The sequence below is a fragment of the Algoriphagus sp. genome, from assembly GCF_030694375.1.
Classification (GTDB): domain Bacteria; phylum Bacteroidota; class Bacteroidia; order Cytophagales; family Cyclobacteriaceae; genus Algoriphagus.
The window spans coordinates 1-21,865 of record NZ_JAUXYL010000037.1 but is presented as its reverse complement, the minus strand read 5'-3'; the positions used below and the strand labels follow the sequence as shown (position 1 = coordinate 21,865).

Annotated in this window: 17 protein-coding genes and 1 tRNA gene; 14 read left to right on the top strand and 4 right to left on the bottom strand. The window is 40.3% G+C overall.

The features are described 5' to 3' along the window. Nucleotides 1-6: 6 nt before the first annotated feature. The 7 genes from Q8M62_RS11655 to lpxB all read left to right on the top strand — a co-directional run bounded on the left by Q8M62_RS11655 (nucleotide 7) and on the right by lpxB (nucleotide 8,681). The gene (locus Q8M62_RS11655; protein WP_305668155.1) at nucleotides 7-1,458 is read left to right on the top strand and encodes a RagB/SusD family nutrient uptake outer membrane protein; all 1,452 of its coding nucleotides are present in this window, start codon (nucleotides 7-9) and stop codon (nucleotides 1,456-1,458) included. Between the two features lie 21 nt (nucleotides 1,459-1,479). After that, nucleotides 1,480-2,331: a DUF4843 domain-containing protein gene (locus Q8M62_RS11650; RefSeq protein WP_304901676.1), complete on the top strand. Its 852-nt coding sequence runs from the start codon at nucleotides 1,480-1,482 to the stop codon at nucleotides 2,329-2,331. 85 nt (nucleotides 2,332-2,416) lie between these two features. After that, the gene (locus Q8M62_RS11645) at nucleotides 2,417-5,875 is read left to right on the top strand and encodes a S8 family serine peptidase (protein ID WP_305668154.1); all 3,459 of its coding nucleotides are present in this window, start codon (nucleotides 2,417-2,419) and stop codon (nucleotides 5,873-5,875) included. A 2-nt stretch (nucleotides 5,876-5,877) separates the two neighbouring features. Then, on the top strand, nucleotides 5,878-6,579 hold the full coding sequence (locus Q8M62_RS11640) for a hypothetical protein (protein ID WP_304901674.1): 702 nt from the start codon (nucleotides 5,878-5,880) through the stop codon (nucleotides 6,577-6,579). Nucleotides 6,580-6,678: 99 nt separating this feature from the next. Beyond that, nucleotides 6,679-7,098: a 6-carboxytetrahydropterin synthase gene (locus tag Q8M62_RS11635; protein WP_304901673.1), complete on the top strand. Its 420-nt coding sequence runs from the start codon at nucleotides 6,679-6,681 to the stop codon at nucleotides 7,096-7,098. A 53-nt stretch (nucleotides 7,099-7,151) separates the two neighbouring features. Continuing rightward, nucleotides 7,152-7,532 (top strand): four helix bundle protein, encoded by a 381-nt coding sequence (locus Q8M62_RS11630; RefSeq protein ID WP_304901672.1) that lies wholly within the window; start codon nucleotides 7,152-7,154, stop codon nucleotides 7,530-7,532. Between the two features lie 6 nt (nucleotides 7,533-7,538). Beyond that, complete coding sequence (gene lpxB / locus Q8M62_RS11625; RefSeq protein ID WP_304901671.1) at nucleotides 7,539-8,681, top strand: lipid-A-disaccharide synthase; 1,143 nt, start codon at nucleotides 7,539-7,541, stop codon at nucleotides 8,679-8,681. Between the two features lie 155 nt (nucleotides 8,682-8,836). Here the strand turns inward: lpxB and clpX are convergent, their stop codons facing one another. From clpX to Q8M62_RS11605, 4 genes are all read right to left on the bottom strand, one after another. After that, nucleotides 8,837-10,060, bottom strand: coding sequence for an ATP-dependent Clp protease ATP-binding subunit ClpX (gene clpX, locus Q8M62_RS11620; protein WP_304901670.1), 1,224 nt, complete (start codon nucleotides 10,058-10,060; stop codon nucleotides 8,837-8,839). Between the two features lie 2 nt (nucleotides 10,061-10,062). Then, nucleotides 10,063-10,734: a ClpP family protease gene (locus tag Q8M62_RS11615; protein ID WP_092733745.1), complete on the bottom strand. Its 672-nt coding sequence runs from the start codon at nucleotides 10,732-10,734 to the stop codon at nucleotides 10,063-10,065. A gap of 78 nt (nucleotides 10,735-10,812) precedes the next feature. Next, nucleotides 10,813-12,141, bottom strand: a complete 1,329-nt coding sequence (locus tag Q8M62_RS11610; RefSeq protein ID WP_304901669.1) for a trigger factor — start codon at nucleotides 12,139-12,141, stop codon at nucleotides 10,813-10,815. 91 nt (nucleotides 12,142-12,232) lie between these two features. Next, a tRNA-Leu gene (locus Q8M62_RS11605) sits at nucleotides 12,233-12,314 on the bottom strand. A gap of 166 nt (nucleotides 12,315-12,480) precedes the next feature. On the opposite strand from Q8M62_RS11605, the gene Q8M62_RS11600 reads away from it, so the two are divergent. The 7 genes from Q8M62_RS11600 to Q8M62_RS11570 all read left to right on the top strand — a co-directional run bounded on the left by Q8M62_RS11600 (nucleotide 12,481) and on the right by Q8M62_RS11570 (nucleotide 21,629). Continuing rightward, nucleotides 12,481-14,700 carry a bifunctional (p)ppGpp synthetase/guanosine-3',5'-bis(diphosphate) 3'-pyrophosphohydrolase gene (locus Q8M62_RS11600; protein WP_304901668.1) on the top strand — a complete coding sequence of 740 codons (2,220 nt, stop codon included), beginning with the start codon at nucleotides 12,481-12,483 and terminating at the stop codon, nucleotides 14,698-14,700. 50 nt (nucleotides 14,701-14,750) lie between these two features. Then, complete coding sequence (locus tag Q8M62_RS11595) at nucleotides 14,751-15,218, top strand: Fur family transcriptional regulator (RefSeq protein WP_092733735.1); 468 nt, start codon at nucleotides 14,751-14,753, stop codon at nucleotides 15,216-15,218. After that, complete coding sequence (locus tag Q8M62_RS11590; RefSeq protein WP_305668153.1) at nucleotides 15,219-15,560, top strand: STAS domain-containing protein; 342 nt, start codon at nucleotides 15,219-15,221, stop codon at nucleotides 15,558-15,560. Then, nucleotides 15,526-16,698 (top strand): DUF4221 family protein, encoded by a 1,173-nt coding sequence (locus tag Q8M62_RS11585; protein WP_305668152.1) that lies wholly within the window; start codon nucleotides 15,526-15,528, stop codon nucleotides 16,696-16,698. Before Q8M62_RS11590 ends, Q8M62_RS11585 begins: the two co-directional genes overlap by 35 nt. 86 nt (nucleotides 16,699-16,784) lie before the next feature. Continuing rightward, nucleotides 16,785-18,056: an adenylosuccinate synthase gene (locus Q8M62_RS11580; protein ID WP_304902524.1), complete on the top strand. Its 1,272-nt coding sequence runs from the start codon at nucleotides 16,785-16,787 to the stop codon at nucleotides 18,054-18,056. A 99-nt stretch (nucleotides 18,057-18,155) separates the two neighbouring features. After that, on the top strand, nucleotides 18,156-20,495 hold the full coding sequence (locus Q8M62_RS11575) for a PKD domain-containing protein (protein ID WP_304902523.1): 2,340 nt from the start codon (nucleotides 18,156-18,158) through the stop codon (nucleotides 20,493-20,495). A gap of 114 nt (nucleotides 20,496-20,609) precedes the next feature. Continuing rightward, nucleotides 20,610-21,629 (top strand): type IX secretion system membrane protein PorP/SprF, encoded by a 1,020-nt coding sequence (locus tag Q8M62_RS11570; RefSeq protein WP_304902522.1) that lies wholly within the window; start codon nucleotides 20,610-20,612, stop codon nucleotides 21,627-21,629. The last annotated feature ends 236 nt before the right edge of the window (nucleotides 21,630-21,865 follow it).

Genomic DNA, 21,865 nt, shown 5'->3' with positions numbered 1-21,865 from the left:
AGAATCATGATGAAAAATCTTTTAAAAATAATGATAATGGGAGGAGCTTTGATAGCTTCCTCATGTGCGGATCAATTAGATGTATCGCCAAGACAAAGTTTGACTCCGGCTACTGCATTTGTTGATTTGGCAGGATACAATGGACTTGCTTTGAACATGTATGGCCGTACAAGGAACTTTAGTTATTACGGTCAAACCATGATGATTGCACCGGAAGTACTTGCTGATAACGTATTGGTTATTGCGAATACCGGTCGATACATTCAAGAGGAGGTTAACGCCGATAGAGCAGGAATCAATATATGGGGTACTCCAACAACCTACAGTGCTTTTGGAGCTATCAACGATGCGAATATTATTCTTGCGGGTGTGGACAAGGCAACCGGTACTGACGAAGTACTCAGAAATAGGATTAAAGGCGAAGCATATTTCATGCGAGCATTACACCACTTTGATTTGGCTCGAGTCTACGGATATGAGCCGGGTAGAGAAGTAAATGGTTGGAATAAGTCCACCATCATTCGTACAACTCCTACTTTGGGATTTTCTGATGCAGATTTGAGAGCAAGAAATACCAATGTGGAAGTATATACCCAAGTGGAGGCTGATTTACTTCAGGCTATCTCTCTTCTTCCTACTGCTAACTTAGGCTCACCAAATGTTTACAGAGCTTCAAAAGCTGCTGCACAAGCTTTGCTTGCAAGAGTTTACCTCTATTGGGGTAGAAATGATCGAGCTGAAGCTTTGGCAACTGAAGCAATGGCTACTGCTGGTTTAACCAATGACGGAACAGGTTTGGTCACAAGTGCAAACTATGTGAGCTCTTTCAATACTTTCCCAAATCCGGAATCGCTTTTCGAAGTGGAAATCAGACAAGTAGACTGGTCAACTGTAGATGGAGTAAACAACTCAGTAAGTTCATTAGCTTCCAATGCAACTCCGGGTGCTCAGTTTATCCTTAGTGCTTCGATTCAGTTGATCAATTCAATTGAGCCGGGTGATATTCGTTTGCAGACTTGGACAGCTACTACCCGTGCCGGTTTCAATGGTCCGGTTTACAGCTCTAACAAGTGGAGAGGAGCAAAAGGTCAGTACCTTGAAAATCTGCCGATCCTTAGAGCCTCTGAGCTTTACCTTATCAGAGCAGAAGCCAGATTCAAAACCGGTAATTTTGCAGGTGCCAGAGCTGACGTGAATGCACTGAGAAGTAAGCGTAATTTAGCGCCGGTGGCAACGGATCTTGCTGGTAACGATCTGTTTGAAAGAATCCTTCAGGAAAGAAGAGTGGAATTTGCCATGGAAGGTCATCGTTTCTTTGATTTGAAAAGAAACGGATTGGATATCCGTAAGCACAGAAACCTACCTTCTGTTCCTTATGCTGATTACAGAGTATTGAATAATTTGCCACTTGGCGAACTTCAGTTGAATGATAAGCTAGAACAAAATCCTGGTTATTAAGAGCCTTTAATTTAGAAACACATGAAAATAAATAAATTATATTCGATCATACTCTTGTTCATGATGGGGACTTTAGTCTCCTGTATGGAAGAGTCGGATTTCGATAAAGTTTGGGATGGATCAGAAGTAGAATTTGATGCCTCTACATTACCAAATGGTGTGACTCAAAACTTTGTCAGACTTAATGCGACACAGACTGATCAGGCTAACCTTCAAATTAATCTTGTAGGAGCAGCACAATCAACTCCTGTTACGGTGACTGTCGAAGCGGATCCTACCTCTACTGCTGTACAAGGTGTACATTATACATTAGCTAGCAATACAGTGACTATCCCGGCAGGACAAGTAATTGCACAATTGCCAGTAACTGTATTAACCGGAAATATTCAACCTACCGAAACTCCAAACCTGGTTTTGAATATTACTTCCGCAAATGGTGCAAAGGTAAGTGTCAATTATAAGTCATTGACTTATAGAATTCGCGTAATCTGCCCATCCGCATTGGTTGGTTCTTACACTGTGCTTTGGAGAGTATTGAATTTAGGTGACGGTTCTGGAGGAGTAGCCCAGACAGCAACCAATTTCACCATCGCAGCTTTCCCGACCATTTCACTGACTTCTACTGCCACAGGAGTTTATACCATGAGCGATATGTCATTTGGCATGTACCCAGGTTTGTATCAAGATACTGCTCCTACAGGTACATTTACTGACAGATGTAATGTTCTGACTGGTGCTTCTACCAACAGAGACAGGTACAATGATCCGTTTACCATAACTGGAACAAGCACACCTGCAGATGGAAAAATCCTAATTACGTGGAAAAATACTTATGGCGATGGTGGTACAGTAGAACTAACCAAGAGGCCTTAATCTTAACTTATATTAATTTAAAAAGAGGGTTTTAACCCTCTTTTTTTTTGAACTTATTCTTAATTTTAGAGTTAATTGATACTGTATGAGGGAGACAATGAAGAGTGTTTTATTTGTGTTATTTCTTTTTCTGGCAGTCGCTACTAAGGCTCAAAACATAGCAATTGAAGCGCTCGAATTGAATAGTGTCAGAAACTCTATTTCTGATAGTTTCATTACAAAATATCATTTATTGAATCAAAGTAAATCAGAAATTTTGCTTCGTGCGAATCTGCGTGGATTACCTGTTTTTATTCCCTTGGAAAATGGTTTGATTGCAGAGTTAAGGTATTTTGACGAACTCGGCTTTCCACATTATTTAAAAACACTCAATACAGGAGCAGCAGCGGCTGTAGGTACTAGTTCTCTTCAACCAGGTGGTAGCCTGGGACAAAATTTAACAGGGAAAGGGTTTGTGGTTGGAATTTATGATCAAACTCGTCCTAAGCCGGATCATGCAGAGTTTACTGGAAGATTAACTCAAATTGATGGATCCACGGAAACGATAAGTAATCATGCTACGCACGTATCGGGTACAGTATTAGCGGCAGGTATCAATCCTACTGCTAGGGGTATGGCCTATGAAGCAACAGGATGGTCCTTTAATTGGGATAGTGACCTCTCAAAAATGTTTGCAAATGCCTATGAACCCACCACCAAGCCAAATGGGCATTTGGTGTCAAATCACTCCTATGGGGTTGTTCTGGGATGGTTTAGAAATAGTGCCGGTGCTTGGGCTTGGGCGGGGAATAATTCAGTTGATCCTAACGAAGATTATAGATTTGGATATTATTCATCCAAAAGCAAAGGCTTGGATGATTTGATTTATATAAGACCTCAATATACAGTAGTCTGGGCTGCCGGAAACGATCGGACTGATGTTGGCAACGGGACCAAACCAAGTGATGGACCGGATGACACATTGGGGCCTGAAGGAGTTGCCAAAAATGTAATTACAGTTGGAGCAGTGAGTTTACCAGCACCCTATTCAGGTCCAAATTCTGTTGCAATGAGTTCATTTTCTTCTTGGGGCCCAACGGATGACGGAAGAATAAAACCAGATTTAGTGGCTATTGGTGTTGGAGTTTTTAGTGCCACTGTTGGAAATGGGGGCACTACCGATTCCTACGGGGGCCTTAGTGGTACTTCAATGGCCGCTCCAAATGTAACCGGATCACTTCTCCTTCTTCAGCAGCTTTACAGTCAAAGAAATAACGGGAGGTTTATGTGGGCATCTACGGTTAAAGGCTTGGTACTCAATACTACCAAAGAGGCAGGGCTTAATCTAGGTCCTGATTATGTTTATGGATGGGGATTACTGGATGTTGAAGCTGCAGGAAAGATTATCCTTAATGAAAATGGAACCTCGGATGTCATCAGGGAAGAGACTCTGGCCACCGGAGAAAATTTTGACTTTGATTTTATTTCTGACGGTGTTACGCCGATAAGAGTGACAATTGCTTGGACAGACCCATCAGGAAATCCAGCTCCAATTTCAGTGGATCCACAAAATCTTATGCTTGTCAATGATTTGGACCTGAGAATAGTTGATGAAGAAGGAAATACATATTTCCCATGGTCCTTAAATCCTGCAGCCGGATCCAGTGCTCAGGCAGTACGAGATAAAGATAATTTTAGGGATAATGTAGAACAGATTTTAATTGAATCTCCGAAACCACAAAAATATAAAGTCAGGATATCGCATAAAGGGAGTTTAGTAGGAGGAAAACAAGAATTCTCTCTGGTATTAAAAGCAGGCACTACAGACGGTGCTGAGGAGACCTTATATTGGGTAGGAGGAAACACTGGTGATTGGTCAAATCCTGCCAATTGGTCGACTACTCCAAATGGGCCTTCTGCCAACAAGGTTCCAAATTCTGTGACTCGTGTTGTTTTTGAAGGTTCTGGTTCTGATAATCAGATAATTGGATTTCCAAATGATGCCCAAGCTTTCAGCGTTAATTTGTTTGGTAGTCAATTGGTTAAGTTTGACTTGAAAGGAAATCAAATTTCAGTCACCAATGGTTTTAGAGTGAGTAATCAAATCACTGAAATTGAAAACGGCACAATAGTATTTGAATCAAGCAGTTCCAATGAAAACTTGGTTGAATTTGGTCAAGCGATCTTTTCCAAAACCACTTTAAACTTCAAATCCGGGAAATGGAAAATTCTTACTGCTGAGATTTTAGATAAACTCACAATCGAAGCTGCGGAGGTGTCAGTTAATCTGGAGTCTTTGCTTTTGTCTTCGCTGAGAATAAATGCGACAGGGATCTTGTCAGGGGCGCTTCAAACAATAAATTTCAAAGGGGATTTCTCCATTGCCAACGGTGGAAAAATTCCGGCTGGTTTAAGTTTGGTGTTCTCTGGTGCGACCGGTGAGCTAAATAATTTAGCTGAAATTCCTGTTGATAAACTCTTTATCCAATCTGGTTCGTTAACACACCGTGCTGGAGCATTTTCCAAGTTGTCCATCACCAGTGCTGAATATGTTTTAGGACAAGCCTTAAGCCAAGTTGATTCATTGGATTTAGGCACTGCTTCTATACTTAATCTTGGTGCTTCCGGTCAATTAATCATAATTGATAAAATCGAAGTAAATGCATCAAGCAGTAGTCCCGCGGTTATAAAGTCGAGCACTTCAGGGAAAATTGTTCATGACCTATATGTGAAATATTGCCTTGAGCATGTGACAGTTACCAATGTTAATCGGGAAGGAAAAGCAATAGTTAACTTGGGAGAGGGTGCGGTCATTACTAATTCTACGGGATGGTTATCAAAAAAATGTGAGGACGTATTATTCGCGAATTTTAATACGCTCTTTAATTGCGTGGGATCAAGAATTTCCTTTGAAAATTTAAGCGAAGGGGCGATCAAAGCATTTAAGTGGAATTTTGGTGGTCAAGGATCCTCTACACTTTCTAATCCTTCTTTTATTTTTAATGCGCCTGGCTCGTACACGATCAATTTGGAAATATCCAATGATGACCAAACCATATCTTTTGATAAGGAAATCTTAATTGGTGAAAATGACCTTCCAAAGCCGATAATAGTAGCAAATGGAAACGTGCTTACTTCTCAGCAGCCCGGGGATAAATACCAGTGGTTTATCAACGGACAGCCAATTCAAGGAGCAACAGCGCGAAGTTTAGAAGCCAGTGGAGACGGGTCCTATCAGGTTGCAATTTTTAACGAATCCTGCAATAGAATCTCAGATGTGACAATAATTTCATCAATTCCAGAACCTGATTTGAGCAGATTTGGTGTATTTGTTGGTCCAGTTCCTTCTGAGGATAAATTAGATGTGACTATTACCAATGACTTCGTTGGTCAGGTGTATTTCACTTTAACTGACATGTCAGGTAGACAATACATCGAAGAAGAAGTAACTAAGTCGGATAATAAACTTTTAAAGTCGTTTTCATTGCCAAGTCCTCGCGGATTGTATATCTTGAAAATTCAAACCAACAATTTAATTTTACACAAAAAGGTAATTAAATATTAATTATGAAAAAGTTTTTAATCTTGGCATTTATTGTTCTTTCCAATTCTGCAATTGGACAAATTTCAAATATAAATATGAATGGCGCTCCTGCCAGGCTCACTCCGTATACCGGCATTGAAGGATCTCCGTATCTTTTTGAAGACTGGTCTAGAGCCAATATTGGATTAACCAACGCCGGTCTCAAGGAAAATGTAGCCTATAAATTCAATATTTATGATAACGAATTAGAAGTGATTAATGAAGCCGGAAATACGATCTATTTAACAAAGGATTTTGTGGAGTATGTCGAATTGGAGCGGCCATCAATCATTCTGGCAAATGCCCAACAGCAGGGATTGCTTCCAAGATTACTTTTCAAAAAAGGCTTTGATTCAGTGAAAGGAATTGAGGCCAATGATTTAGTGAATGTTATTGCGGAAGGAAATAAGTATACTCTAATTAGAAAATTTTATGCCGATCTGGTTACTCCTCCAAAAAACAGTTATGCTCCCACAGCCGGTAGGATGTTTGTATTTGAAGAGACCTATTACTTGATTGACAGAAATGATAAAGTTTCGAACGTTAAAAACAAAACTAATATCATTTTGAAAGCGCTGAATCCAGAAGATCAGGAGATAGCGAAACAAATTATCAAGGATCGAAAATTGGACCTTGGAAGGGAAGACCACCTCGTCATCTTTTTCACAGATCTCAATAAGGGATAAAACATAATGCGCCCGATTCATCGGGCGTTTTTTATATCAAATCCATTGATTTCTTATCCCTATACTTTTCCATAACTTTGCAGCGAAATTAAAAAGTAGATGATTCACGTTTGCAGAAAAGAGCATTTCAATGCAGCCCACAAGCTTTGGAATCCGAAATGGTCTGATGAGAAAAATTTTGAGGTCTTTGGACCTTGCGCCAATGTCAATTGGCATGGACATAATTTCGAATTGATCGTGACTGTCAGTGGTCTTCCCGATCCGGAAACTGGGTTTGTGGTCGATTTAAAGCAGTTGAGTACTTTAATACGAAAACTGGTAATTGACAAAGTCGATCATAAAAACCTGAATATGGATGTAGATTTCTTGCTTGGAAAAATGGCGAGCTGTGAAATCCTGGTGATGGAATTTTGGAAAATTTTAGAGCCTGCTGTCAAGGAAATTACTCCGCATGGTGGACTGTATAAGCTGACCCTTTACGAGACTCCAAGGAATTTTGTAGAGTATTATGGCGGTTGAATTTTTTTGTAAATTGTGAGTTGTAAAAAGTAAGTTGTTAACTCACACATCATATGCCGTTTGTTCAATTTTATTTTGAATTGGAGGTGTACAAGCTTTCTAGAGAATTAGCAAAGGAAGTTTATATTGTATCAATGAAATTCCCCATTGAAGAGCGTTTCTCTTTGACAGATCAAATAAGAAGAGCTTCCAGATCGATAGGAGGTCAAATAGCTGAGGCTTGGGGCAAAAGGAGGTATATTAATCACTTTATTTCCAAATTAACTGATGGAGATGCAGAACAATACGAAACCAGACATTGGATTGAGGTAGCTCATGATTGTGAATTAGTTTCATCTGAAGAATTGCAATCTATTGTTATGAAATGTGATCAAATAAATAATAAGTTGAATGCAATGATGTCAAAAGCTGATAAATTTTGTTTTAAACCCTAATCAAAATTGGGACTCACCACTTACTTTTTACCTCTTACCAAATTGACAAAGTTTTACATCATCTCAGGCGAAAGATCAGGCGACCTACATGCTTCCAACCTGGTTTTGGCCATGCAGAAGTTGGACCCAAACTCCAAGTTTCGGGGAATGGGAGGTGCCTATTCCAAAGATGCTGGAGTGGTTCTGGCCGTAGATTATTCCGAAGTCGCGGTGATGGGATTTTTGGAGGTAGTTCTTGGTTTTCGCAAAGTGCTCAAATATCTCAGCCTAATAAAGAAGGACTTATTGCTCTATCGGCCGGATGCATTAATTCTTGTGGACTATGGGGGGTTTAACATGAAAATTGCCGCCTTTGCCAAGGAAAATGGGATCCCGGTTCACTATTATATTCCACCGAAAGTCTGGGCCTGGAATCAAAAGCGTGCTCTAAAGTTGAAGGCTTTTACGGACCAGATCTACTCTATTCTTCCCTTCGAACCGGAGTTTTTTGAGAAATATGATATGAACGTCCATTATGTGGGTAATCCGCTTTTGGATGAAATCCGAAAATTTAAACCCCATGATTTTTTCTTTCAGAAAAATGAACTGAGCTATCAACCTATCATCGCTTTACTTCCTGGCAGTAGAAAACAGGAGATCAATGCTATGCTGGATCGAATGGTTTCTCTTGTCAAAGAATTTCCAAATGCACAATTTGTGATCGCAGGAGTAGGCAGTCTGCCGTCAGCGGCGTATGATCCGGCAAGAACTGCAGGGATTAGGGTTGTCATCGACCAGACCTATGATTTGCTTAGCCATGCCACCGCAGCTGTAGTGACTTCAGGAACAGCAACGCTCGAAACCGCACTATTTCGGGTTCCTCAGGTGGTTGTTTATCGTACCTCAGCCATTTCGTATAGGATTGCAAAAAACCTGATTAGTGTCCCTTATATTTCTTTAGTGAATCTTATTGCTGGTAAAGAAGTGGTGAAGGAATTGATTCAGGATGATTTTTCAGTTGAAAATCTCAAAAATGAATTGAATCGGATTTTTTCCAATGTGGTTTATAAAGGGGAAATGCTTCAAGGTTATGATTTGATTAAGGAAAGAATCGGAGAAGGAAGCGCCTCCATAACCGCAGCCGGATTGATATTAAACTTTAAAAAATAGATTTCAAAAATGTCTTTAATGCCTTGGGACAAAATCAGCTGGCGAATTTTGAACAGGATTGCGCTAGTCCTTTTAATAATTCTATTTTTAATCGTCATATTTTACAGATAGCTATAAAAATAAAAACCTGCCTCTCAGAAGCAGGTTTCTAATTTTTATGCAACCTGAAGTCGCTTGAATTTTGATTTGTCAAATTGCGATCTCGCGTAGTCTTCATCAATGACCAGTTCTTTGATCGTGTCGTCAGAAGGCAACTCATACATCGCGTCGGTAACAATCGCTTCGCAAATAGAACGAAGTCCTCGGGCCCCAAGTTTGTATTCGTCCGCTTTGTCCACGATGAAGTCCAATGCACTCTCTTCAAATGTCAGCTTGACACCTTCCATTGCCAAAAGTTTGGTGTATTGCTTGACCAAAGCATTTTTTGGTTCGGTAAGAATACGCTTCAGGGCATCCTTGTGAAGTGGGTCCAGATGAGTCAATACAGGAAGTCGGCCGATTAGTTCAGGAATCAAACCAAAGGCCTTCAAATCCTGTGCTGTCACATATTGAAGAAGATTTTCCCGATCAGCCTGGGGAGTATCGCTGGTTTTAGCAAAACCCATAGGTTGTGTATTCAGACGCTTTCCGATATGTCTTACAATCCCGTCAAATGCGCCACCACAGATAAACAGGATGTTTTCCGTGTTTACAGCGATCATCTTTTGGTCGGGATGCTTTCGACCTCCCTGAGGGGGTACATTGACCATTGTGCCTTCAAGCAGCTTCAGCATGGCTTGCTGCACACCTTCACCACTTACATCGCGGGTGATGGAGGGGTTGTCTGATTTTCGCGCGATTTTATCCAGCTCATCAATGTAAACGATCCCCCGCTCAGCTGCTTCTACATTGTAATCTGCCGATTGCAGTAGTCGGGTTAAAATGCTTTCCACATCTTCACCCACGTAGCCTGCTTCAGTCAACACTGTCGCATCAGCTATGCAAAACGGTACTTCAAGGATTTTTGCCAAAGTTTTGGCGAGGTAAGTTTTACCGGTGCCGGTATCTCCCACCATGATGACGTTTGATTTTTCAATCTTGATTTCATCATGGTCATCCTTCTGCTGTAGACGCTTGTAATGATTGTATACTGCTACTGTGAGTACTTTTTTTGCTTCTTCCTGACCGATGACATATTGATCAAGGTAGGATGTCAGCTCCTTTGGTTTTTTGAGTTTAAACTTAGGTTTAGCACTTGATTTCTTGGTTTTGTCTTCTTCTCCAAGAATCAGATGCGCCTGATCGATACAGAAATTGCAGATATGGGCTGAAATGCCCGATACCATCAGATCTACATCTTTTTTGTTTCTACCGCAAAAGGAGCAGGTTACTTGAGCCATTCTTATACTTTTTTAACTAATACTTCATCGATCAAGCCATATTCTTTGGCTTCCTGAGCTTTCAACCAATAATCCCGGTCTGAGTCCCGATCAATTTCTTCAAATGTTTTTCCTGTATGATTGGCAAGAATTTGATATAATTCCTCGCGCATGGAAAGAATCAATTTGAGAGAAATTTCCATATCTCTGGATTGACCCTGCATGCCTCCGGAAGGCTGGTGAATCATTACTCTTGCGTGCTGTAGTGATGATCTTTTGTTTTTTGCACCCCCTGCCAAGAGTACAGCACCCATGGAAGCGGCGATGCCTGTACAAATAGTGGCGACATCGGGTCCGATGTACTGCATGGTGTCATAAATACCAAGCCCTGCAGTCACAGATCCTCCGGGACTGTTGACATAGAGCAACACATCTTTTTTAGCATCTACAGATTCTAGGAAAAGCAATTGCGCCACGATGATATTAGCGATATGGTCGTCAATGCCGGTGCCCAAGAAAATGATTCTGTCCATGATCAATCTCGAGAAAACATCGATTTCCCGAAAATTCTGAGGACGCTCTTCGATGACCGAACGGGTCATGTTATCAATGTGCTGGGTGTATTGGTCAAATGCCGTCCCGCTGACGCCCTGATTGTGAATGGCGTACTTTCTGAATTCTTCTTTGTTAATCATTTTTTGAGTTTGTTGTGGTAGACAAAAATAAAAAAGTCCTTATAAAAAGGACTTTTGAATATAACTCTCTAAATCGATTTACTTCTCTAAAAGTTCCTTGAATTCATCGATTGAAATCTCCTTTTCGACTAAATCAATTTTCTCCTGAACAAAAGCAAGGACTTTTTCATTTTGCACCGAAGTCATCATATTCATGTAGTTTTGACCCTCGTTTCCTTTAAGATAATTGTCTACAAACATATCCATGCTAGCTTCTAATTGGGCACCAAGACCTGAAGATGCAAATTGCTCACGTACCATTTCCTTGGTCTTCTCAATGACATCTTCATGTTCTGCCTTGATACTATTGTCTTTGGCAATTTGATTAGAGATCAATGACCAAGTCAACTGTTTTGCATAGATAGGATATTCATTTTCCACATCTGCCTCAGATACTTTACCTTCATTGGCTCTCACTAACCATTCTTTCAGGAATGCATCAGGAAGATCAAGGTTGGCTTTTTCCACCAATACTTTCTTCAATTCTTCATCAGAGAAGACTTTAGATTCACGGTCGTAGCTTCCCTGTAGGGTTTCTTTCACCTTATTGATGAATTCCTCTTCAGTCGAAACTGCTTCCGGACCAAATATTTTATCGAAAAATTCCTGATTCAATTCAGCAGCTTCCGTTCTGTTGATATTTACTATTGTAAAAGTAAAAGCTCCTTTGGCTTCAGCAATTTCTTCGTCTGTCAAGCCAAATGCTTCCGACCATTCCTCTTTTTTAACTTCCTTGGCATCAAATTCAACTACAGCATCTTTGCTAAGACCGATAAATTTACCGGCAAGCTTTTTTGAGATTTTGGAAAGCGGAAGAGAAATAGTTTTTGAAAAATCACCTTCTGAAGCTTTGAGATCCCCATAGATGTTATCGTTGGCTTCACTTACTTCAGGGTTGGTGCTATTGCCGTATTGAGACTTAAGGTTATCAAGGGTCTCATTGATGAGTTTTTCGTCCACCTTGATGGAATATTTTGTTCCCTTGGTAGTTGCGTCCAATGCAATGTTAACTGATTCCACAAATCCGATCTTGTATTCGAAATCAAAATCTTTTTGTGTCTTCCAATCAATTGAATTGTCTGCCTTTTCAACTGGAAGAGGTTCACCAAGTATTCTGAATGTTTGCTCCTTCAGGTAATTGTTTAATGATTCACCCAGCAATGCATTAATTTCATCTACCAATAAAGAGACACCATACATGCCCTTCACCATAGCTATCGGTGCTTTTCCCGGACGAAATCCTTTGATGACTGCTTTTTTTGCGTAATCCTTTAGTTTGGCATCAACCTTTGGTTGATAATCTGCTTCGTTTAACGTAATTTTAATTGAAGCCTGATTTGCTGAATGCTTGTCTAATGTAATTTCCAAGGTGTATAAAATTAAACAGATGATGAACTAAAAACCCCCAATCTCTTTCCTGTCTGATCAAAAACAGTGGAGTGATTGAGGGCTTGTGTTGTGCGGATAGAGGGACTCGAACCCCCATGCCTCGCGGCGCTAGATCCTAAGTCTAGTGCGTCTACCAATTTCGCCACATCCGCATTGGATTCAATCAGACCGAGAAAATTTGATCAATGATCTCGTTTTCTAATTGTGGATGCGAAGGTAAAGACATTATCTTATTTTTCACAAGTGTTGTAAAAAAAAATCCAAAAAAAAGTGGAATGCTCAATTCCCTGTCCCTATTTTGAATAAAATTCCATCCATATGATCCCTGTGGACATAGAAGAAGAACGCAAAGAAATTTTAAAACGATATCGAAAGCTGCTCAGACAGGCCAAGCCTATCTTGAAACCTGGAGATACCAAACTCATCAAAAAAGCTTTCAGCATTTCCCTTGAAGCACACAAGGAAATGCGAAGAAAGTCAGGTGAACCGTATATCTATCATCCCCTCGAGGTGGCTTTGGTCTGTGTGGAGGAAATTGGATTAGGTACTACCTCAATCATTGCTGCCTTGCTTCACGATGTGGTCGAAGACACCGATTTGGAGCTGGAAGATATTGAGCGGGAATTTGGTCATAAGGTGATGACCATCATTGACGGCTTGACCAAGATATCAGGTGTTTTTGAGTACGGTAGCTCACAGCAGGCGGAGAATTTCCGGAAAATGCTTCTTACGTTGTCCGATGATGTCCGGGTCATATTGATCAAGCTTGCGGATCGGCTGAATAATATGAGGACGTTGTCCAGCATGCCCCGACATAAGCAGCTTAAAATTGCCTCGGAGACGATGTACCTCTATGCACCTTTGGCACATCGATTGGGCTTGTACGCGATCAAGTCTGAACTTGAGGATCTTTATCTGAAATACACTGACACCGATACCTACTTAGATATCGTTCAAAAAATTAACGAGTCTAAATCCTATCGCAAAAAGTTTATCAAATCCTTCATTCAACCGATTGAAGATGAGCTTACTAAACAAGACTTTAAATTCACCATCAAAGGAAGGCCCAAGTCTGTTTATTCCATCTATAATAAGATGAAAAAGCAGGGTATTCCTTTTGAAGAAGTTTATGATCTTTTTGCTGTCAGAATTATCATCCAAAGCCAACTTGAAAACGAAAAAGCCGACTGTTGGCAGGTTTATTCAATAGTGACAGATTTCTACAGGCCTAATCCAGACAGGCTCAGAGACTGGATAAGCACCCCTAGATCCAATGGATATGAGTCACTCCATACTACGGTCATGAGTAATACCGGTCAGTGGGTAGAAGTGCAGATCCGTACTGACCGGATGGACGAGATTGCCGAAAGAGGGTATGCTGCCCACTGGAAATATAAGGACCGAGATACCATAGGAGGGAAGACAGGTTCTGGCTTGGATGACTGGATAGGTCAGGTTAGAAGTATTCTTGAATCCAACGATAGCAATGCAATTGAATTCATGGATGATTTTCGTGGAAATTTATTCCATGATGAGGTCTTTGTCTTCACCCCTAAAGGAGACTTGAAAGTTCTTCCAATTGGCGCAACAGCGCTGGACTTTGCCTTTGAAATTCACACTGAAATTGGAGCCAAGTGTATTGGAGCTAAAGTGAATCAGCGCCTTGTCCCCATCAGTCATACCCTTAAGAATGGGGATCAGGTCGAAATCCTAACTTCCAATAAGCAAAAACCTACAGAAGACTGGCTTAATAACGTCGTCACTTCACGTGCAAAAGCAAAAATCAAAGACGCGCTCCGAGAGGATAAAAAATCTGCGATCCTGGATGGCCGGGAGATTGTCCAACGAAAGCTGAAAGCCATGAAAATGGACTTTAACTCTGAAACTGTCGAGCAGTTGCGGGCTTATTATGAGCTTAAGACGGCCAATGAGTTTTACTACAGAGTTGGAAAAGGATCTATTGATCCCACCACGATAAAAGCCTTTAAGGATTTCAAGGAAGTTCAAAAAGGGAAAAGCAAAGTGGGTGAAAAAGTAAAAGACGAATCCACTTTTACCAAAGAAATCAAAAGTTTGAAAGGCTCGGAGCACGATCAGCTGTTGATTGGAGAGGATATGGATGTAGTGGATTACATCTTGGCTAAATGTTGCAATCCAATCCCGGGTGACGATGTGTTCGGATTTGTAACGATCAATGAAGGCATTAAAATACATCGAACATCCTGTCCAAATGCTTTGGAGCTGCTTTCTAATCATGGAAATCGAGTCATCAAGGCTCGTTGGACCAGTCAAAAGTTAATCGCATTTTTGGCAGGATTGAGGATTTTGGGAACTGACCGGGTCGGTTTGATTAATGATGTCACCAAAGTCATTTCCAATGAACTCAAAGTGAATATGCGTTCGATTACCGTAGATTCAGATGCTGGAATTTTCGAAGGGACTATCAAACTTTATGTGCATAGCACGGAGCATTTGGATCACTTGATCAAAAACTTGCAGCAAGTAGATGGAATTATTAAAATTTCCCGTTTTGACTAATGGAATCTTTTATAGGTGACAAAAGTTATATTTGAAAAAAAACGCAGAAAATGTCCTTGAATACCACCCATTTCGAAGAGGTTATAAAGATATTTACCGCATATCTCGAAAACAAAAAACTCAGAAAGACTCCTGAACGCTATGCGATTTTGGAGGAAATATACAGTCGAGGCGGTCATTTTGATGTGGAGGGACTCTACATCAGCATGAAAAACAAGAACTATCGCGTCAGCCGTGCCACAGTATACAATACCTTGGATCTTTTAGTAGAGTGTGATTTGGTCACCAAACATCAGTTTGGTAAAAATTTGGCTCAATTCGAAAAATCCTACGGTTATAAGCAGCATGATCATTTGATCTGTGTTGAATGTAATCAGGTGATGGAGTTTTGTGATCCGAGGATTCAAAATATTCAAAACACCGTGGGGGAGATTTTGAACTTTCAAGTCCTTCATCACTCCCTGATCCTCTATGGCAACTGTACCAAAGAAAAATGTGACAACAGAAAACAAAATTAAATGAAACTCACCTATAGTACCCAAAAAGACGAAAAAGCAAATTACCTCTACATCCAAGGCGACTTGATCGGTGATGAAGTAGGACCAAAATTGGTGGAGCTTGTTTCTGACGCAATTCAAGATGGTGCCAAAACATTCGTGATTGACTTAAGTGAGGTTCGATACATCAGTTCAAGTGGAATTGGGCTTTTGATCACGATGCTCACCAAAATGCGGAATGTAGGAGGAGAGGTTTATTTAACTTCGCCTTCAGAGCATGTAAAGAAGCTATTGATCATTACTAAACTAAATAATATTTTTACGGTCTATGATTCAGTGGAAGATTTTAAAGCAAAGCATTAAGTTCTTATTGACGATAGCCTTTCTTTGGTCCTGTTCAGAAAAAAAATCAAATTCTGGACAGGATATTTTTTTGGAAATATCTGAAAGAAAGGAGTTTAAAATAGGGTGGGATGGATTGTACAATAGTTTTCTCACTCCCCATACAATAGCTTCTTCTGCAGATAGGGGGTTGATCTATAATTATTTGAACCATTCTCTAGATTCAATCTTTTTTTCGAAAGATTCTGCATGGTCCAAAACAGGCGAAATAATGGAATATGAAGGACCTATTGGAATAGGAAGGATCAGTTCTTTTTTTGGTTGGAATGACACGATCGTACTTTTCACTAACAGTGAATTATTCTTCAAAAGTGTTCAAACGGGGGAAGTGAGAAAAAAATTATTACTGCAATACCCTTTTTTTAAAGACCAGAAATTCGATCATATAAGCCTATCCGGAAATATTGAGAATAGATTTTTGTCTTACGATCAAAAAAGAGAGAAAGCTTATTTTATGATTTCAAATTTCACGGAGAAAAAATTCTATCCAGTTAGCTTGGATTTAAAAGCTGGATTTTTTGAAAAGTTACCTGTCTTTTTAGATACGATCAGATTAAAAGAACTAACACTAACATTAAACATAGCACAAGGGTCTATCTCAACCCCAGATGATCCAGCGATCAGGATGATAGGTGATAGGTTGTTTTTTACTTATCCGACTTTTAATGAGTTGGTCATGTATGAGGTAGAGGAAAAATCCCAGCAAAAATTTTCACCTGAATCTGCCAGTTTCCCCTCCCAAAGAAATTTTCCCCAGATAAGTTCAGATAAAATGGAAATTATGCAGGCTTTGGAACTGTCAAAAAATTGGCAAAATCAAGTTAGTTTCGGTCCTCTAGGATATTCATTGAATAATGATTTATACTTTCGGTTTGTGCATGGAGGTGTCGAAGAGGCATCTGAAAAAGCAGGGCAGATTTTTCTTGAGCTTTTCTCTAAGGATCTCCAAAAAATTCAGGAAGTAAATATTTCACAACTCAACTCAGATCTTAGTCGGGAATATATTCAAACCAAACATGGTCTCATGGTCAAGGCGATTGATCAGCCAAAGGAAGATGTGATGTACTTTTACTATTTAAATATCAACCGTTCCAAATAATTAACCCATTTCCCTTGGTTTTCTTTGCCCTTATCGCAAATTTCGCCCTTTAAAAAATTCGATTAACCGATAAGACTGCACATCAAATGAAGATGGATGTATTGCTGGGTCTCCAGTGGGGAGATGAAGGAAAGGGTAAAATAGTAGACGTGTTAGCTCCTCAATATGAGGTTGTTGCCCGGTTTCAAGGTGGCCCAAATGCAGGGCACACATTGGAATTTGACGGGATTAAGCACGTGTTGCATCAGATTCCTTCAGGGATTTTCAGACCTCAAATCCTAAACATCATCGGAAACGGTGTGGTACTCGACCCAATTGTCCTCAAAAAGGAAATTGACGGATTGGGAAAATTTTCCATTGACTACCAAAAGAATCTGGTGGTGTCCAAAAAGGCTACGATCATCATTCCTACCCATAAACTTTTGGATGCCGCACTGGAAACCTCAAAGGGAGATAAGAAAATAGGTTCGACTCTCAAAGGTATCGGCCCCACCTACCAGGACAAAATCGGTAGGGCAGCCCTACGGGTTGGAGATATTTTGAGTCCGGATTTTAGAGAGAAATATGATACACTGGTAGAAAAGCATAAAACCACTCTTTCGTTTTACAATCATCCGATCGATGCTTTGCCAGAAATGGAAGCACAGTTTTTTGCAGCCATCGAATTTTTCAAAACACTCAATTTGATTGACAGTGAATATGTAGTTAATGATGCATTGGCATCAAATAAAAAGATTTTGGCAGAGGGAGCTCAGGGATCCTTGTTGGACGTGGACTTTGGAAGTTATCCTTTTGTGACAAGCAGTACTACAATGGCTGCCGGCGCATGCACAGGTTTAGGTGTTTCGCCATCCAAAATCGGGGAGGTTTTTGGAATTTTTAAAGCGTATTGCACCAGAGTTGGTAGCGGTCCCTTTCCAACGGAACTTTTTGATGCCACGGGTGAGGCGATGCGAAAAGAAGGGAATGAGTTTGGAAGTACTACGGGAAGACCAAGAAGGTGTGGGTGGTTGGATTTGCCGGCTTTGCGTTACTCTATCATGATCAACGGGGTAACTCAACTCTATATGATGAAGGCTGACGTCTTGAATATTTTCGAAGAAATCAAAATCTGCACACATTACGAATTACCGACTGGTGAGCGAATTGATCGATTGAGTTTTGAGATTTCAGATCTTGATGTCAAACCGGTGTATAAGACATTTAAAGGTTGGCACTGTTCATTAGCCGAGGTTAGGTCCTATGACGAGTTCCCTGCTGAATTAAAGGAATATGTCTCCTATTTGGAAAATGAACTACATGTCCCTATCAAATTGGTTTCGGTGGGTCCGGATCGTGTTCAGACTATATTAAGATAAAATAAATTCAACCTTTTATTAAAAGCTCCTAAGTTCACCTTAGGAGCTTTTGTTTTATAGCCCTATTGTCATTTTATTTATGACTCTAAAGAATTGGTATTGAAGGGGATTTTGAAGTTTTTCGCAATCACGTTTTTTATTTTGCTCGGGTTCGAAGTAAATGCGCAAATAGGTTTTCCTTATTGTGAGACTTTCCAGACTGCAAGCACACAAGCCAACACCGTTTTTGGTGGGGATGCTCGATTGACCGAAGGAGTTCTTCGATTGACCTCCAATCAAAATGATCAGCGAGGCTTTGTTTATATAGATGTTCCTTTTCCTTCTACTTATGGGCTTAAAGTTGAATTTGAGTTTTTCAGTTATGGCGGTACTGGATTGTTTTTAGCAGATGGATTTTCCATGTTTTTGTTTAATGGCGATACACCTAATTTTGCCCCGGGAGGATTTGGAGGTTCATTGGGATATGGCCCCAGGAACAATGAACCTGGTCTAACTAATGCTTATTTGGGAATTGGGTTTGATGAATTTGGGAATTTTGGTACTACACATGGGAATATGTCAGGGAGTTTTCCTGTTTTAGATCAAAATGGAAGGGTTCCAAACTCTATCGTGATCAGGGGTCCTGGAAATGGATTTACCGGGTATGAGTTTATTGTTGGAAGAAAAACGATGGCTACTGGAAATGATGGGCTTTTACCTGGGGGGCAATTCCCTATTAGCTCCGGAGGATCGGGAACTTCACGAGTCACTGATCCTATGGCCGTTGGCTATAGAAAAGTCAATATGGAATTGGAGCCAGATCCGGATGGGGTTGGATTTTTTCTAACTTTAACGATGGTGGTCACCACAGAACCCGGTCTGCCCAGACAAATCACCATATTCGATCGACCGTATGATTTTTTAGCCCCAAAGAACTTAAAAATTGGTTTTGCAGCATCCACTGGAGGGTTTTCAAATTTCCACGAGATCAGAAACTTGGTTGTGGAAGTTTCCGCTGATGATAAGCTCTTAAATCCTCAAGGAGTAGATTTTTCAGATTTTGCCTCCTGTGCGGGGCAGGAAAATCAGTTTTTTATCACAGATGAAGAAGTGATTTTGCCCAATGAAAACAGTGTAATTAGGTGCCTTCAATTTTATAAGTCCCCGGAAGATATTGAAGCCGAAACTGGAGATCTCTGCTCTCAGGCCAGATGTTTGGAGCAAAACCGAGTTTTGATTTTGCCGCAGGGGACATTCAGGGCAAGTGATCAGGAGGGAGGATTTACTTTTTTTCCAAATGAAGAATATGTGGACGAGGAGGTTACAGTCTTTTACACCATCACAGATAGCTATGGAAAGACATCAGGAGGAAACTCAATGACCCTCAAAATTCAAGAATCTCCCGAACCCATCAGTTTATTTATTTCTGGGGAAAGTCAGGAAAAATCTAAAATTGATATTTGTGAGGGAGAAATAGTTTCATTCATCGGAACAGGAAATGAAGTTTATGAACGGTTTGAGTGGTATAAAAATGGAGAATTAATACCTGGGGCAAATCAAAATACCTTTAGCACAGGGGAGGAGGGAGTATATGAGGTTTTGGGTTACAATCGAAAAAATTGCCCTGCAATCAGCAATAAGATAACTGTGAGTTTGCCTGGTTATCCTTCTTTAAAAGTCAATACACTTGTGGTTGGTTGCTCATTAGGAAAGGCTGTAGATATTACAGCGGAAATTCCCGGTTACGATCTGACCTTATATGATTATCAACTTTCCGGCTTAGGAGTTGCCCTTTTGAACGATGCACTGAAATCAGTTGCAAAATCAGGACTTTACGAACTTCGGGTTAAGTTGAAGGATCTCGATTGTTACTCCGTGCCTGTTACTGTGGAAGTATTTATTCAAGAAGAGGAATTGACCGTTGATTTTGATTTTGGAGTTCAGGGTACTGGCGTGAAGGATGATTTAGGGGGTGGGATTTTCCCGGACGATGTGATTCAGTTTACGGACCTGTCCGACTCAAGAGCGGTGAAATGGGAATGGAATTTTGGAGATGGGACTAATTCACAGCAGCAAAACCCAGCCCATACATTTGGCAAAAAGGGGGAATTTGTAGTGGAGTTAATGATTTCAGACTCTTATGGTTGTCAGGAGACAGTAACTAAAACGGTCTTGATTACACGTAGTTATCGATTGATGATACCGACAGGATTTACACCAACTGGAACTCAAAACAGGACTTTTCTGCCAAAGCAAAAGGGATTGATAAGATTAGAGCTCTTGGTTTTCAATACCTGGGGGGATTTGATTTTTAGAACGGAGGATATCGAGACTGAGGGTTGGGATGGTACATTAAACGGGAAATTACTTGATGCGGGACTTTATGTATATCGCGTCAATGGCGTGGCGACAGATGGTGAAGAAGTTAGGGAAAGCGGAAAATTCAGATTAATCCGATGAAATCGAGCCTGCCTGAGGCAGACAGGCATGGCGCAAGTGATACACACTGGGATGATTATAATCCACCCGCCTGCCGGTAGGCAGGTGTGGCCACTTAAAACAAAATATAAACACGTGAAAAAGGCGCTTTTAACCCTGTTTTTTCAAAGTTTTGGTTTTTTGCTTTTTGCACAGGACATTCAGTACAGTCAGTACTATGCCAATCCCATTTATTTAAATCCGGCATTTACAGGAAGTACAGGCCTGACTAGGGTGGGTGTAAATTTTAGGAATCAGTGGCCGGCACTTGAGCAAAGCTTCATTGCATATACTGCGTATTTTGATCATTTTGAGGAGAAAATTAATTCGGGTTTTGGCTTGATTATTCAGGGGGCGCAGGAATCATTCTCGCAAACTAGTTTGAATGAGGTTGGTCTGGTTTATTCCTATCGATTAAAATTGACTGAGAAGAGTTACCTCCAAGCTGGTTTTCAGGGAAGTTTTGTAGCAAGAGATGCACTTTTTGATCAGGTGATTTTAGGAACACAGTTGGATATTAATACAGGGTCAATTATTGGAGAGCCTGGGGATGCCTTTGAAGGCGATAGTCAGATCAGATCAGTAGATTCAAATGCGGGACTCTTATATTATGGTTCAAAAGCTTGGTTTGGAGTTTCCGTTTCACATTTGTTGGAGCCTGAAATAAGTTACTTGGCCGACAACACAAATCAGCTCCCGATGAAATATTCGCTGCATGGGGGATATCGTTTTGATCTAGCCCCAGGAGATATTAATGAATATTTCAACAATACTAATCAGGAGAGGTCGATAACCTTAGGCTTTAATTATAAGGAGCAAGGTCAGTTTTCTCAATTGGATTTAGGGGCAGAGTTTTACTTTGAGCCATTAGTACTTGGTTTTTGGTATCGGGGTCTTCCCACCAAGTATTCCCTTCCAAATAATGAAGCGTTGATATTTTTATTGGGAGTAAATCTTTCCTCCGGGATTGAGCTGGGATATAGTTTTGATTACTCTATTTCCAAGCTTGGATTTCTATCCTCTGGAGGAGCACATGAATTATCATTTAGGTATGTTTTTTCCTCTAAAGATCCCAGGAAGCGGTATTATGCGCCTTTACCATCATTTAGGTATTAAATTATTGCTCATTTTCAGTATATTATTCTGTTTATCTCATATTTATTTGGGTTAAAAGTGAAGTGAATTTGTTTTTTGTCAGAAATCAGATTAAAATTTTTCTTAATCATTTCCAGTGACTTATGTATTTGGGCAATTTTTTTCAAGGTTTGGTATTGTTGTGGTGAAAAAAAGGGAGATATTTGCACTCCCAATCGAGGCAAACGGCTTTGATCAGTGGAGGAGAGAAGAGAGGA